Here is a 14,073-nt window from a genome sequence, read left to right as displayed (position 1 = left end):
CTCACTGCGGAGGGGCGAACCCTCCGGGGGTGCTCTGCGGCCCCTCGGAGGGCGGCTCCGGCGTGAAGGGCGGCGGGGGAGCGAAGGACGGCGGGGGAGCGAGGGGCGGAGGCGGGAACCCCTGCGCCGGCGGGAAACCCTGTGCCGGGGGGAAACCCTGCGGCGGCGGGAAACCCTGCGTGTGCGGCGGGGGCGCCTGGCGGCCCCAGGGGCCCGTCACGCGGGCCAGCCGGATCTCCTCGCGCCGCCGCCGCTCGGCCAGCACCGCGCTCAGGTACGCGTGCGGCGGCACCCCCGCCGGGGCCGCGGGCGAGACGTACGCCGCGACCTGCGTCGCGATGCGCACCCCCATCTCGTGCCGCACGGCGGGCGCGAGGTCGTGCCAGCGCAGGAGGTACTGCCGGGCGGCCGTCGCCGCCTCCTCGGGGAGCTGCGACAGCTCCAGCGTCGCCGCCCACGCCGCGAGCGGCGGCGGCATGACGATGAGGTGGCCGTTGTCGCGCGGCGCCCGCTCGGCGATCACGATCGTGCCGGCGAAGACGTCGCCCAGCCGCTTGCCCCGCTGCGAGATCAGCGAGGAGATCAGCGCCGGCGCCCCCGTGAACGCCCAGATCTCCAGCATGCCCGCCAGCCCGCGGAACAGCGCCTGCCGGAACCGCTCGGGCCCGCCGTCGTCGCCCACGACCCGCAGGCCCAGCGCCAGCTTGCCGAGGCTGCGCCCCCGGGTTGCCGTCTCGAAGATCACCGGATAGCCGACCAGCACGAGCACCGTAAAGATGATCATGACCGCGGCGAGCAGCGCCGGGTCGCTGACGATCGCGAACGCCTGCACCGCGACGAGCGCGCCGATCAGCACCGTCAGCTGCACGACCATGTCGATGGCGAGCGCCAGCGCGCGGGACGGGAGCTGCGCCACCCGTACCTCGACGACGACGGCGTCCCCGGTCACGACCTCAGACATATGTGGAGCCTAACGGCAATGGCCCGTTGATCGACCGGCCACAATGGTCGGGTGGACATCGACGCGTTCGTCACGGCGCACCGCGGGGCCTGGGACCGGCTCGACCATCTCGTCAAGCACCGCAAGTCCCTGAGCGGGGCCGAGGTGGACGAGCTGGTCGACCTCTACCAGCGGGTGTCCACCCACCTGTCGATCGTGCGCTCCTCGTCGACCGACGCGATGCTGGCCGGGCGGCTGTCCGCGCTGGTCGCCCGCGCCAGGTCGGCCGTCACCGGGGCGCACGCGCCGGCCTGGCGCGAGCTGGTCAGGTTCGCGACCGTGTCGTTCCCCGTGGTGGCCTACCGGGCGCGGTGGTGGTGGCTGGCCACCGCCGTGGCGTTCCTCGCCGTGTCGTGGGTCATGGGCGCGTGGATTGCGGGCGATCCGCAGGTGCAGGCCGCGATCGCCAGTCCCGACCAGATCAAGCAGCTCGTCGAGCACGACTTCGCCGACTACTACTCCGAGAACCCCGCCGCGTCGTTCGCGGGCCGGGTGTGGATCAACAACGCGTGGGTGTCGGCGCAGGTCATCGTCTACGCCGTCTTCCTCGGGCTGCCCATCCCGTACGTGCTGTGGCAGAACGCGGCCAACGTCGCCGTCTCCGGCGGCCTCATGGCCGCGCACGGCAAGCTCGACATCTTCTTCGGCCTGATCACCCCGCACGGCCTGCTGGAGCTGACCGCGGTGTTCCTGGCGGCGTCCGTGGGCATGCGGCTGGGCTGGACGGTCATCGACCCGGGGCCGCGCAGGCGCGCCGAGGCGCTGGCCGAGCAGGGGCGAGCCGTGATGAGCGTGGCGCTCGGGCTGGTCGTGGTGCTGTTCGTGTCGGGGCTGATCGAGGCGTTCGTCACCCCGTCGGGGCTGCCCACGTGGGCGCGCATCGGCATCGGGGCGCTGGCCGAGGCGGTCTTCATCGCGTACGTGCTGGTGTTCGGGCGGCGGGCCGCCCGCCGGGACGAGACGGGCGACATCGAGCACGCCCCCGACGTCGCCCCCAGCACCTGACGCACGGAGGGCCCGCGAGCGGGCTAGAGGCGGCCCGCGGCCTTGAGCGCGAGGTACGCGTCGGCCAGGGCGGGCGCGATGTCCTCCGGCGGCGCGTCCACCACCTCGACCCCGTGCCGCCGCAGCCGCGCGGTGATCCGGCGCCGGTCCAGCCGGGTGCGCTCGGCCGCCGCCGCGTCGTACACCTCCTCGGCCGTGCCCTTGCGCGCCGCCATGTCCGCCACCCGGGGGTCGGAGACGGCGGCCACCAGCACCAGGTGGCGGGAGGAGAGCTGCGGCAGCACCGGCATCAGCCCCTCGTCCAGCGCGGCGGCGTTGAGGTCGGTCAGCAGCACCACCAGGCAGCGCCGCTTGGCCCGGGCCAGGATCGCGGACACCATGCCGCGCGAGTCGGCCTCCACCAGCTCCGCCTCGATCGGCGCCATCGCGTTGACCAGCGACGACAGCAGCTCGGTGCGGGAGGCGCCCGACACCCAGGCGCGTACGGCGCGGTCGTGGGCCAGGAAGTCGACCCGGTCGCCGGCGCGGGCGGCGAGCGCGCTCAGCAGGAGCGCCGCGTCCATCGACCAGTCGAGCCGCGGCCAGCCGGGCACCGGCCGCGCCGCCGCGGCCGCCCCGTGCCCGCCCACCGGCCCGCCTCCCTCGGAGGGGGCCCCGGCCAGCGGGACCGGCGCCTCGCCCACCCGGCCCGCCGAGGTGCGGCCGGTGTCGAGGACGATGAGCACCCGCCGGTCCCGCTCGGGCCGCCAGGTCCGTACGACCACGTCGTGACGGCGGGCGGTGGCCCGCCAGTCGATCGAGCGCACGTCGTCGCCCACCACGTACTCGCGCAGCGAGTCGAACTCGGTGCCCTGGCCGCGCACGAGCGCCGGATGCCGGCCCTCCAGCTCGCGCAGCCGGGCCAGCCGCGCGGGCAGGTGCTTGCGCGACAGGAACGGCGGCAGCACGCGCACCGCCCACGGCGAGCGGTGCCGTCCCTGGCGGGCGGCCAGCCCGAGCGGGCCGACGGAGCGCACGGTCACCGCCACGGACTCGCGGTCGCCGCGCCGGGTCGGGGTGAGCGTCACGGTGAGCCGGCGGCGCTCGCCCGGCGGCACGTCCAGCCGCATCACCCGGGGCGACGCCCCCGCCGACGGCGGCCAGGCGTCGCGCAGCACGCCGCGGACCCGGCGCGAGCCGGGGTTCTCCACGACCAGCTCCACCGCGGCCTGCTGGCCCAGCCGCACGAGCGTCTCGCCGGAGCGGTGGAGGCGCAGCGGCCGGACGGACCCGGCCAGCGCGAGGTCCACCAGGATGGCCGCGGCCAGCACCAGGCACACCCCGGCCAGGGCCGCCCCCGGCCGGGGCGCGACCAGCACCACCACGACGCCGAGCGCCGCGACCAGCGCGGCGCGTCCCGTCAGAGCCATCAGCGCGGGACCGGGACCGAGGCCAGGATGCCGTCGAGCAGGCCGTCCGCGGTGGCGCCCTCCAGCTCCGCCTCGGGCCGCAGCTGCACCCGGTGCCGCAGCGCGGGCCGGGCCAGCGCCTTGACGTCGTCGGGCGTCACGTACGCGCGGCCCGACAGCCACGCCCAGGCCCGCGCGGCGCCCAGCAGCGCGGTCGCGCCGCGCGGCGAGACGCCGAGCTGGAGCGACGGCGAGTTACGGGTGGCGCGCGCCACGTCCACGATGTAGCCGAGCACCTCGGGGGCCACGTGGACCGCCGCCACCGCCTCGCGGCCGGCGGCCAGGTCGGCCGCCGTCGCCACGGGGCGCACGTGGGACAGGTCGCGCGGGTCGAACCCGAGCGCGTGCCGCTCCAGCACCGCGATCTCCTGGTCGCGCGGCGGCAGCGGCACGGTCAGCTTGAGCAGGAACCGGTCGAGCTGGGCCTCGGGAAGCTGGTAGGTGCCCTCGTACTCGACGGGGTTCTGGGTGGCGCAGACCACGAACGGGTCGGGCAGCGGCCGGGCGTCGCCCTCGACGGTGACCTGCCGCTCCTCCATGGCCTCCAGCAGCGCCGCCTGGGTCTTCGGCGGGGTGCGGTTGATCTCGTCGGCGAGCAGCAGGTTGGTGAACACCGGCCCCTCGTGGAACTCGAACTCCGCCGTCCTCGCGTCGTACACCAGCGAGCCCGTCACGTCGCCCGGCATCAGGTCGGGCGTGAACTGCACCCGCTTGGACCCCAGGTCGAGCGCCTTCGCCAGCGTGCGGACCATGAGCGTCTTGGCGACGCCCGGCACGCCTTCGAGCAGCACGTGCCCCCGGCACAGCAGCGCGATCACCAGCCCGGTCACGGCCGCGTCCTGGCCGACCACGGCCTTGGACACCTCCGCCCGCAGCGCCCCCAGCGCCTCGCGGGCCGCCTCGCCGCGGCCCGTCACGCGGGTGGTCTCCTCAGTGTTCACCGACCGTCCTTTCGATGGAGTCGAGGTATTGGGCCAGGGCGACGAGCCCGGCGTCGTCGGTGGGTTCGTGGCCGTACAGCGCGGCGCCGACCTGGACCGCGTCCTGACCGGTGCGCGCGGCGACGGCCGCGACGACCTCGTTGCGGCCCGCGTCGGGCGCCAGCCCGAGCCGGGGGAGGAGCCGGTCGATCGCGCCGGCCCGCAGCACGTCGGCCGCGCGGCCCCGCGCGCGCCTGGCCCGGTACAGCCGGCCGCGTCCTTCGACGGTCTCGGCGGCCCGCACCACGACCGGCAGCCGCTCGGTCACCACCGGGCCGAGCCGCCTGCCCCGCCACAGGCCGGTGACCAGCACGGCCACGGCCGCCATGGCCACCGCCCAGCCGACGCCCGGTGGCATCAGGTCGTAGACCGACTGTCCGTCGGGGCCCGCCACCGTGTCGCCCGCGCCGTCCTCCGGCGGCTCGACCAGCCAGGTGACGGCCTTGGCCGAGCCCAGCAGGTTGAGCGCGAGCGCGGCGTTGCCGTCCTCGGCCAGGCGCCGGTTGGTCATGAACTCGCCGCTGCCGACGACCGTGGTCGTGCCGCCCGCGTTGGGCATGCTGACCAGGGTCCAGCCGTCGTCGTCGGCCGGGTAGCAGCCGGTCGCGCCGCGCGGGGCGGTGAAGGACGCGCCGCCGATGAAGGCGCTGCCCGCGGCCCGCGCGGCGGGCAGCGGGCACTCCGGCTCGCGCGAGCGCTCCCCGACCTGCGCGGAGCTGCGCACGCCCGGGGCGAGCAGGTCGACGCGGTAGAGGTCGCCCACCACGACCCGGTCGCCGGGAATGGTGGCCAGCCCGGCCGGGTCCAGGACGTAGCTCGTGTCAGTGATCAGCAGCACCCGGTCGCCGCTGCGCGCCAGCTCGCGGGCGCGCGTCACCGAGTCGGCCCGGTCCACGGTCACGCCGCGGGCGCGCAGGAGCTGGGCCAGCGCCTTGGAGCCGGCGAGGGAGGTGTCGTCGGGGTCGAGCCGGCGCGACGGGCCGCCGCCGCCGCCGAGGGCGACGGTGGCGACCGCGGCGGCCACGATGAGCAGGCCGAGCAGCATCGCCATCCGGCTCGCCCGCCACAGGGAGCGGGCCGTGGGCGAGGTGGGCGCCGACTGCCGCGTCTCGGCCGGTCCCATGCCGGTGAGACTCATGCCCGGCCCTCCCCGCGCCGCTCGCGGGCGCTCACGCCGGGGCTCCCAGAGGTGCGGGCCGGGCCTGGCGCAGGCGCTCGTCGAGGTCGCGCATCGCCGCGTACGCGGCCGGGGTGCCGGCCACGCCGCCGTAGGTCACGTCGTCGAACGAGCGCGCGGCGGCGGCGAGGTCGCCGGCGAAGTCCGGCAGCGCCCGGCCCGCCTCGGCCGCCAGCTCGTCGGCCGTGCGGCCGGGCTGGCCGTCGACCAGCGCGCGCTCCTCCAGGTCGCGGGCGATCGCGCGCAGCCGCTCCTGGATCGCCTCGGTGTGGCGGCCCTCGGCGGCGGCGCGCTCGGCCGCCTCCCGGTGCTCGGCGGCGGTCATCACCCGCGCGCCGAACACGCCGTGCGCGGGCGCGTTCTCGCGGGCCGCGCGCCGCAGCCGCCAGGCGCCCAGCGCGACCAGGCCCACGAGGACGAGCGTGATGAGGATGGCCGCGACGAAGCCGCCGGCGGTGCCGCCGCCGGCCACCGCGTCCAGCAGGTCGCTCAGGAACTGCATGAAGTGCCGGTAGAGCTGGTCGAGCAGCGACTCGTGGGCGTACTCGGGCCGGGCGAGCTCCTGGGCGGCGCGGCGCGCGGCCTCGTCGCGGCCGATCGGGCTCGCCAGGACCACCATCACGGGGCCGGGGTGTGGGTCGGACGCCAGAGGTCGTCCGCCGAGGCGTGCACCCAGCCCTGCCGCTGCTGCTCCACGGCCGCGGTCTGCAGGACGAGGTCGAACGCCTCGCTGCGCATGCGGCGGTCGGCGTACAGCAGGCCCGACACGCCGGCCTCGATCGGGTAGCTGATCATCGCGCCCACCGTGCCTCCGACGGTGATGAGCACCGTGGCGCCGACCGTGGCACCCGCGCCGTCGCCCAGCAGTCCCAGGAACGTGCCGACGAAGGTGAACGGCACCTGCAGGATGCTCGCGACGACGCCCACGATGAGGGAGGTGAGCAGCATGATGCCGAAGACCCGCCAGAAGTCGCCGCTGACGAGCTGCCAGGAGCGCCGCAGGGCCGCGACCGGGCCCATGCCCTCCAGCACCACCGCCGGGGCCGCGAGACCGAACTTGGTGCGGAAGAACACCAGGTAGGGCAGGTACAGAAGGACCATCACCAGCACGACGGCCGCCAGGCCGCCGCCGGAGACCGACCTGGTGGCGTACAGCGCCACGAGGATCAGGACGAAGGCCACCAGGGGGACCAGCAGCACGGCGACGAGGATCCCCACCATGCCGAACAGCGCGGGCAGGCGCCCCCGGGTCAGCCGCCACGCCTCGCCCGCGGTGATGGAGCCGCCGAAGACGGCCCGGCCGAGGATGCGCGTCAGCACGCCGGTCAGCACGGTCACGACCACGAAGCTGACGGCCGCGGAGACCGCGGCGCCTCCGTACTGGGCGGCGAAGCCGCCGTACAGGCCGGTCGGGTCGGTCGCCGCGTACGGGTCGGTGTAGGTCTCGCGGAGGGTCGAGCGCATCGAGCCGAGCACGAACGCCTGGCCCACGGCGACCGGCAGGGAGGCCAGCAGCGCGGCGACGGCCGAGAGCCCGAGCACCGCCTTGGGGTTGGAGCGGACCAGCTTGATGGCGCCGTCGAGGATGTCGCCGAGGCGCAGCGGACGCAGCGGGATGATCCCCGGGCGCGGCGCCTGCGGGATGCCGTAGGCGTACCCGTGGCCCGGCCCGTGGCCGGGGCCGCCCGGCTGCGGGGGATGGGGCGGGTACGGAGCGTGAGGGTCCTGCTGGAAGGGGGCCTGGGGGCCGGCGCCGTGCGGAGCTCCCGGGGCGGAGCCGGGGGCGGTCCACGGCGAGGCCTGCGAAGGGCCGTAGGGTGGGGGCTGCTCGGCCGCCCAGCCTGGTGGCGTCTCGGGCGAGGGGCCGTGACCGTCAGACATATCCCAATCCTGGCACGCTGGGGGACGCGGTGGTGTCGGGGAGGGCATTCGGCGCGACGGTTGCCCCCATTCCCGGGCGAATCACGGCGTGATCTCGTCTAGGGATGGCAGAAAGGCGGTCGGTTACCGCAGACTGATATGGCGATCGTGGGGCGAGTCTAAAATTGGTCTTTTGAAGGTCCCCTGTCCCACACATGAGCCGACCAAGGGTAACCTTCAGCGATCGTGCGGGTATGTCCCAGAATGCGTAGAACGAATGAGGGGCCATGAAAGGTCGCGTGCTGGTCGTCGATGACGATGCCGCTCTCGCCGAGATGCTGGGCATCGTGTTGCGCGGAGAGGGCTTCGAACCATCCTTTGTCTCCGACGGCGACAAGGCGCTTGACGCGTTCCGGGACACGCGCCCGGATCTGGTGCTGCTCGACCTGATGCTCCCGGGGGCCGACGGCATCGACGTGGCCCGCAGGATCAGGGCCGAATCCGGGGTCCCGATCGTCATGCTCACCGCCAAGAGCGACACGATCGACGTCGTGCTCGGCCTGGAGTCGGGCGCCGACGACTACATCGTCAAGCCGTTCAAGCCCAAGGAGCTGGTGGCGCGGGTGCGGGCGCGGCTGCGCCGCACCGACGAGCCGACCCCCGAGATCCTGCAGATCGGCGACATCACGATCGACGTCGCGGGCCACTCCGTCAAGCGGGCCGAGGAGACCATCAACCTCACGCCGCTGGAGTTCGACCTGCTCGTCGCGCTCGCCCGCAAGCCGCGCCAGGTGTTCACCCGCGAGGTCCTGCTGGAGCAGGTCTGGGGCTACCGGCACGCCGCCGACACGCGCCTGGTCAACGTGCACGTGCAGCGCCTCCGCGCCAAGATCGAGAAGGACCCCGAGCACCCCGAGATCGTGGTCACCGTCCGCGGCGTGGGGTACAAGGCCGGCCCCGCCTAGCGGGCACTTCCGCGCGCCATGCCCCCGACGACGAGGAAATCTCTCCGTCGGCGGACGCTCCGCCAGATCCTGGGCGGGGTCCGCCGGCGGGCGCGGCGTGCGGTGGGAGCGGTCCGCCGGGCCTGGCGGCGCTCACTCCAGCTCCAGGTCGTCACGAGCACGCTGGTCATCTCCGTGACGGTCGTCGTCGTCCTCGGCGTGTTCCTGTCCGACCAGATCAACAAGTCGGTCATCGCGAGCAGCCAGGCGTCGGCCGCCAGCGAGGCGTTCGCCGACCGGGTCCAGATCGCCGCCGCGCTCAGCCAGGAGCCCGACGACCAGGCCAAGCCCGCCGACACCGGCAAGAGCGCGCCGGCCGACCCCCTCGACGCCGTGATGAACACCATCACCGGCTCCGGCGAGAACGGCTCCAAGAAGCGCTACGAGGTGCTCGTCCTCAACACCGCCACCCCGGGCGCCTCGCGCGCCTCCGGCAAGGTGTCGCCGCGCGACGTGCCCCTGGCCCTGCGACAGGGCCTCGAACGGCAGGCCAAGAACCTGCGCTACGACAAGCCGCTGCGGCACCAGGCGCTCATCCGCTTCAGCGGCGAGACCCAACCCCGGCTCACGCTGGTCATCGGCGGTCTCATCCCGCCCGACGCGGGCGCCAGCTACGAGGTCTACCACTTCTTCCCGCTCAACGACGAAGAGCAGATGCTCTCCAACGTCCGCCTGGCGATCGTCGTGGTGGGCTTCGGGCTCGTGCTGCTGCTCGCCGCGATCGCCTACCTCGTGGCGCGCCAGGTGGTCACCCCCGTGCGGCTGGCCCGCCAGGCCGCCGAGCGCCTGGCCGCCGGCAAGCTCGACGAACGGCTCAAGGTGCGCGGCGAGGACGACCTGGCCCGGCTGGCGACCTCGTTCAACGAGATGGCCGGCAACCTCGCGCTCAAGATCCACCAGTTGGAGGAGCTGTCCCAGGTGCAGCGCCAGTTCGTCTCCGACGTCTCCCACGAGCTGCGCACCCCGCTCACCACGGTGCGGATGGCCGCCGACCTGCTCTACGACGCCCGCGAGGACTTCGAGCCGATGGCCGCCCGCTCCGCCGAGCTCATGCAGGCCCAGCTCGAACGCTTCGAGTCCATGCTGGCCGACCTGCTGGAGATCAGCCGCTACGACGCCGGCGCCGCCACCCTCGACCTCGACCCCGTCGACGTGCGCGACGTCGTGCTGCGCGCCATCGCCGACTCCGAGGCGCTGGCCGAGCGCCACTCCACCCGCTTCGAGCTGCGGCTGCCCAACGAGCCGTGCATGGCCGAGATCGACAACCGCCGGGTCGAGCGGATCCTGCGCAACCTGCTGTTCAACGCGATCGAGCACGGCGAGGGCCGCGACGTGGTGGTCACGGTGGGCGCCGACCGCGACGCCGTCGCCGTCGCCGTGCGCGACCACGGCATCGGCCTGAAGGCCGGCGAGGAGACGATGGTGTTCGACCGGTTCTGGCGGGCCGACCCCTCGCGGGCGCGCACCATCGGCGGCACCGGGCTCGGGCTGGCCATCTCGCGCGAGGACGCCACGCTCCACGGCGGCTGGCTGCAGGCGTGGGGGCAGCCCGGCGAGGGCACCCAGTTCAGGCTCACGCTGCCCAGGACGGCGGGCGCCGACCTCAAGGGGTCGCCGCTGTCGCTGGTGCCCCCCGAGATCGAGATGCGCCGCACCTGGCGAGGCCAGATGACCCCGGTGCTGCTGCCGGCGTCGGGAGACGGAGCCGGACATGAGGAGCTCTAGGCGGCTGGCCGCCGCCCTGGCCCTCGCCGTCGCGGCGTGGGCGGGCTCCGGGTGCGCGGTGATCCCGGTCGGCGGCCCGTTCCCGGTGGACGAGGCCGGCGGCGGCGACCCCATGAGCAAGCCGTTCCAGCGCATGATCGCCGTCTCGCCGCAGCCGGCCTGGGCGCCCCTTCAGGTCGTCCAGGGGCTCCAGGCCGCGATGGCGGCCTACGCCGACGAGCCCGACGTGCTGTCCACGTACCTCACGCCCGCCGCCGCGAAGACCTGGAAACCGGATGGTCCCATCACGGTCATCGCCAACCGCCCCAAGTACGACTATGTCGGCAAAAGCGATGGCGACCAGGTGGTCATCCGGCTCACCGGCACCCCGGTCGCCCGCATCGAGGCCGACGACACGTACATGCCGTACTCGGCCGCCGTGGGCGACATCTCCGTCGATTTCACCCTGGTCAAGGACGCGCAGGGCGGCTACCACGTCCAGTCGGTCGAGCGGGGCGTCGGGCTGCTGCTGACCATGGACGACGTGGCCCGCGCCTACCGGCCGACCAAGCTGTACTTCCTGGCCGGGCCGCCCGGACCGAGCCGGCTGTTCGCCGAGCGGCGGCTCGTCGTCGACCGGGTGTGGCTGCGCGTCAAGCCGACCGAGAACTTCGCGCAGACCATCGTCCGCCGCCTCCTGGAGGGGCCCAGCAAGGCGCTGCACGGCGCGGTCGGCAGCGTCTTCCCGCAGGGCATGAGCATCCGCTCGGTCCGCTCCGACGACGACCGCGTCGTGGTCGACCTGCACGGCCCCATCGCGCCCGACGACCTGTACACCGACGGGCTCAAGGCACAGCTCAAGTGGACGCTCAACAACAACGACATGGCCAACGGCCGCACCATCGAGGTGCAGCTCGACGGCGAGCCGTTCTACTCCTCCGACCCGCTCGTCATCCGCGCCGACGACATGCGCGAGGACTGGCTCGGCAGCAACGTCAGCCCGGCCTACTACGTCAGCCGGGGCGCCGTGCACTCCCTGGGCGACGACCGGCCGGGCAACGCCGTCCAGGGCCCCGCCGGCCAGCCGAACGAGCTCTACAGCCGCCTGTCGATGTCCGACGGGGGCGCCATGGTGGCGGCGCGCGGCACGCCGGCGGCCGGGGGCGGCATCTGGGTCACCCGCGTCGCCCCCGACGGCCGGTGGCAGCGCTGGATCCAGGGCCGTCAGGAGGACCTCACCCCGCCCTCCTGGCACCGCGACGGCACGCTGTGGACCTACGACCGGGCCAACGACACCGTCCTGCGCTGCGACCCCGCCTCCGGCCGGGGGCCCGAGCGGGTGGCCGCGCCGGGCCTCGACGGTCTCGACGTCACGCGGCTGCGCGTCTCGCGCGACGGGGTGCGGGTCGCGGTGACGGTCGGCAAGAACGAGGTCCGGGTCGGCGCGATCACCGGCGGGGGCGGCGCGCCCATGCTGGGCAACTTCCAGACGCTGATCACGGTGACCGACGAGGAGATCAGGGACATCGCCTGGCGCGACGGCGAGCGGCTGCTGGTGCTCATCCAGAGCAAGAACGCGCAGAGCGTCAGGGAGATCTACGTGGGCGACGGGCAGAGCACGGAGCTCCCGGCGACCAACAAGCGGCTGGAGTCGATCAGCGCCCTGGGACAGCGGCTGCTGGCGGCCACGGAGGGCCGCAAGGGGATCCTGGAGTTCAACCAGGACAAGCAGGGGTGGGTGTCCAAGGTCGACGAGGGCGACGCCGCCAACCCCATCTTCTCCCTGGGCTGACCGCCCCGCCCAGGCCGACCGCCCGGCCCAGGCTGACCGCCCCGCCCAGGCTGGCCGACCCGCCCAGGCTGGCCGACCCGCCCAGGCTGGCCGCCCTGCCCAGGCCGACTGACCCCCAGGCTGACGGGCCCGCAGGGGCTGTCCGCCCTCCGGCCCTCTGCCCCCCTCCGCCCCCTCCGCCCCCTCCGGCCCTCCGCCCTCCGGCCTTCCCGCTGACCGGCCTGCCGGTGCTGTCAGGCGTGTCGGTCTCCGGTCCTCCCGGCTGGACACCACACTCGCGCCGTCCCCACCGGGCCCACCATCCCGCCTCCTCACCGGCTTCCCTCCATGCCCAACCGGGCGCACCATCCCGCCCGCCCTCACCCGCTCCCCTCACCCCCACCGGGCCTACCACCCCTCAGCTCCACCGCCCTGCACCGGCCGCGCAGAGGGGCACGGGGGGCTTGAACGCGCCCGGCGTTAAGGGACGCACGGGGCCGCGCAGAAGGGGCACGGGGGGCGTGAACGTGCCCGGCGTGAAGGGACGCAGGGGCCGCGCAGAAGGGGCACGGCGGGACGCGAACGCGCCTGGCGCGAAGGGGTGCACGCGCCCTGCACGGGGCGTGCGGAGGCGCGACGGGGTGCACGCGCCCTGCATGGGGGCGTGCGGAGGGGCGGGACGGTGTGCGAACGCGCTCGGCGCGAAGGGACTCACGCGACCTGCACACACCTGCGGCGGCGACGGTACGCGGGGATCGCGACCGGGGCCTCACGACCCCGGCGGGAATGTCGGTGGCGTCCTGCATGCTGGGGCGCGTGCTGACCGCCGTGCTCGACGTGCTCCTGCCGCGCCCCTGCGTGGGGTGCGGCGCCGCCGGGGCGCCCCTGTGCGACGCGTGCCTCGCGCCGCTCGTCGCCCCGGCGGCCCGGACACCGTCCCCGCGCCCCGCCGGGCTCCCGGTTTGCTGGTCCGCCACCTGGTACGAAGGCCCGCTGCGGCGAGCCGTGATCGCCTACAAGGAACGCGCCCAGACCGGCCTGGCGGTCCCCCTGGCCGCGTTGCTCGCCTTCACCGTGGCCTCGGCTCTCACGGCCGGCCGCCCGATCGAGGGCCCGTTCGCGGCCGGCCGCCCGATCGAGGGCCCGTTCGCGGTCGTGCCGGTGCCGAGCGCCCGCCGCGCCCTGCGCTCGCGGGGCCACGACCCCATGGGGCGGCTCGCCGAGCTGGCCGTCCACGCCCTGACGCGGCTCGGCCGTCCGGCCGTGCTGTGGCGGGCCCTGACACCGGCACGACGCGTGGCCGACCAGGCGGGGCTCGACGCGGCCGAACGCGCCGCGAACCTGGCGGGCTCCCTGCGTGTCACCGGCCGCGCCGCGAACCAGGCCAGCTCTCTACGCGTTGCCGCGAACGTGGCCGGCTCTCTGCGGGGCGCCGGACGCGAGGAGGGGCCGAAGGCGGCCGCCGCGGCCCCGGCACCGCTCACCCTCCATGGTCACGGGACGGACAACTTTCGGACGCCCGCCAAGCCCGGCATACCCGTGGTGCTCGTGGACGATCTGGTGACCACCGGCGCCACGCTGGCGGAGGCGGCCCGGGCGCTCCGGGAGCAGGGGTCGGACGTGGTGTGCGCCGCGACCGTGGCCGCGACACGCCGAAGATCCTGAAATGTCCGAAGGTCACCGTGGGTGACGACCGGCCGCGCGGAGTGCTCACGTGTGGGTCACATGTGACTACCCCCTGTGCGGACGAGAGCCAGCTCAGAGAGATCATCATGAGGTACATAAAGGTAGGGAGATCCTAAACGGGGGCAACTTTCCCCCGAGTCACACCAAGCGAAAATCACAGAAAGTGATCCTTTGAGCAATCCCCAGGCTGACATTCGGGTCCGATCCGGATAGCGTTCTGACATGGCACCCGTTCGGGTCCGTGGTTGCGTAGAGCCGGGAGTCCCGGCTCTGCTAGCCGATGCCAGCCGCAGGCGAAACGGTCCACGTAAGGCGACTCTTTGTCGACCGATCACGGTGCGGCTTAGGGGTAAGTCCTGCCTTCCCGAGGGTCCAGATGTCCCTCGTCAGAAGAGAAGGGCAGTAGTGGCATCAGAGCTGCGAAACCCTCAGCAGGCG

General features: G+C 74.3%; 11 protein-coding genes. 5 read left to right on the top strand and 6 right to left on the bottom strand.

From position 1 onward, the window contains the following. Position 1 precedes the first annotated feature (1 nt). On the bottom strand, positions 2 to 961 hold the full coding sequence (locus HTZ77_RS01485) for an RDD family protein (RefSeq protein ID WP_175587579.1): 960 nt from the start codon (positions 959 to 961) through the stop codon (positions 2 to 4). A 51-nt stretch (positions 962 to 1,012) separates the two neighbouring features. Between HTZ77_RS01485 and HTZ77_RS01480 the strand changes: the two genes are divergently transcribed. Continuing rightward, a complete protein-coding gene (locus HTZ77_RS01480) occupies positions 1,013 to 2,005 on the top strand; it encodes a stage II sporulation protein M (RefSeq protein WP_175587578.1) in 993 nt (330 codons plus the stop codon). A 23-nt stretch (positions 2,006 to 2,028) separates the two neighbouring features. Here the strand turns inward: HTZ77_RS01480 and HTZ77_RS01475 are convergent, their stop codons facing one another. From HTZ77_RS01475 to HTZ77_RS01455, 5 genes are read right to left on the bottom strand one after another with little or no spacing between them, the layout of a single operon-like run. Further along, a complete protein-coding gene (locus HTZ77_RS01475) occupies positions 2,029 to 3,414 on the bottom strand; it encodes a DUF58 domain-containing protein (RefSeq protein ID WP_175587577.1) in 1,386 nt (461 codons plus the stop codon). Further along, positions 3,414 to 4,394 carry an AAA family ATPase gene (locus tag HTZ77_RS01470; RefSeq protein ID WP_328808359.1) on the bottom strand — a complete coding sequence of 327 codons (981 nt, stop codon included), beginning with the start codon at positions 4,392 to 4,394 and terminating at the stop codon, positions 3,414 to 3,416. Before HTZ77_RS01470 ends, HTZ77_RS01475 begins: the two co-directional genes overlap by 1 nt. Continuing rightward, positions 4,384 to 5,571 (bottom strand): DUF4350 domain-containing protein, encoded by a 1,188-nt coding sequence (locus HTZ77_RS01465; protein ID WP_175587576.1) that lies wholly within the window; start codon positions 5,569 to 5,571, stop codon positions 4,384 to 4,386. The genes HTZ77_RS01470 and HTZ77_RS01465 overlap by 11 nt, the downstream gene beginning before the upstream one ends. 31 nt (positions 5,572 to 5,602) lie before the next feature. Continuing rightward, positions 5,603 to 6,229: a DUF4129 domain-containing protein gene (locus HTZ77_RS01460; protein ID WP_175587941.1), complete on the bottom strand. Its 627-nt coding sequence runs from the start codon at positions 6,227 to 6,229 to the stop codon at positions 5,603 to 5,605. Next, entirely contained in the window at positions 6,229 to 7,491 is a 1,263-nt protein-coding gene (locus tag HTZ77_RS01455) for a glycerophosphoryl diester phosphodiesterase membrane domain-containing protein (RefSeq protein ID WP_175587575.1), read from the bottom strand. Before HTZ77_RS01455 ends, HTZ77_RS01460 begins: the two co-directional genes overlap by 1 nt. Positions 7,492 to 7,757: 266 nt before the next feature. Here HTZ77_RS01455 and mtrA point away from each other — a divergent pair, with 266 nt between their 5' ends. The 4 genes from mtrA (at position 7,758) to HTZ77_RS01435 (ending at position 13,614) form a co-directional block, all read left to right on the top strand. Then, positions 7,758 to 8,435: an MtrAB system response regulator MtrA gene (gene mtrA, locus HTZ77_RS01450; protein ID WP_175587574.1), complete on the top strand. Its 678-nt coding sequence runs from the start codon at positions 7,758 to 7,760 to the stop codon at positions 8,433 to 8,435. A gap of 18 nt (positions 8,436 to 8,453) precedes the next feature. Further along, positions 8,454 to 10,199 carry an MtrAB system histidine kinase MtrB gene (gene mtrB / locus HTZ77_RS01445; protein ID WP_175587573.1) on the top strand — a complete coding sequence of 582 codons (1,746 nt, stop codon included), beginning with the start codon at positions 8,454 to 8,456 and terminating at the stop codon, positions 10,197 to 10,199. Beyond that, the gene (locus HTZ77_RS01440) at positions 10,186 to 11,970 is read left to right on the top strand and encodes an LpqB family beta-propeller domain-containing protein (protein WP_175587572.1); all 1,785 of its coding nucleotides are present in this window, start codon (positions 10,186 to 10,188) and stop codon (positions 11,968 to 11,970) included. The genes mtrB and HTZ77_RS01440 overlap by 14 nt, the downstream gene beginning before the upstream one ends. 795 nt (positions 11,971 to 12,765) lie before the next feature. Beyond that, positions 12,766 to 13,614 carry a ComF family protein gene (locus HTZ77_RS01435; protein WP_175587571.1) on the top strand — a complete coding sequence of 283 codons (849 nt, stop codon included), beginning with the start codon at positions 12,766 to 12,768 and terminating at the stop codon, positions 13,612 to 13,614. Positions 13,615 to 14,073: the final 459 nt, after the last annotated feature.

The sequence above is a fragment of the Nonomuraea montanisoli genome (genome assembly GCF_013363975.1).
In the GTDB taxonomy this organism is placed as follows: Bacteria; Actinomycetota; Actinomycetes; order Streptosporangiales; family Streptosporangiaceae; genus Nonomuraea; species Nonomuraea montanisoli.
The sequence above is the reverse complement of the archived record's forward strand: the minus strand, read 5'-3'. Positions and strand labels throughout refer to the sequence as shown.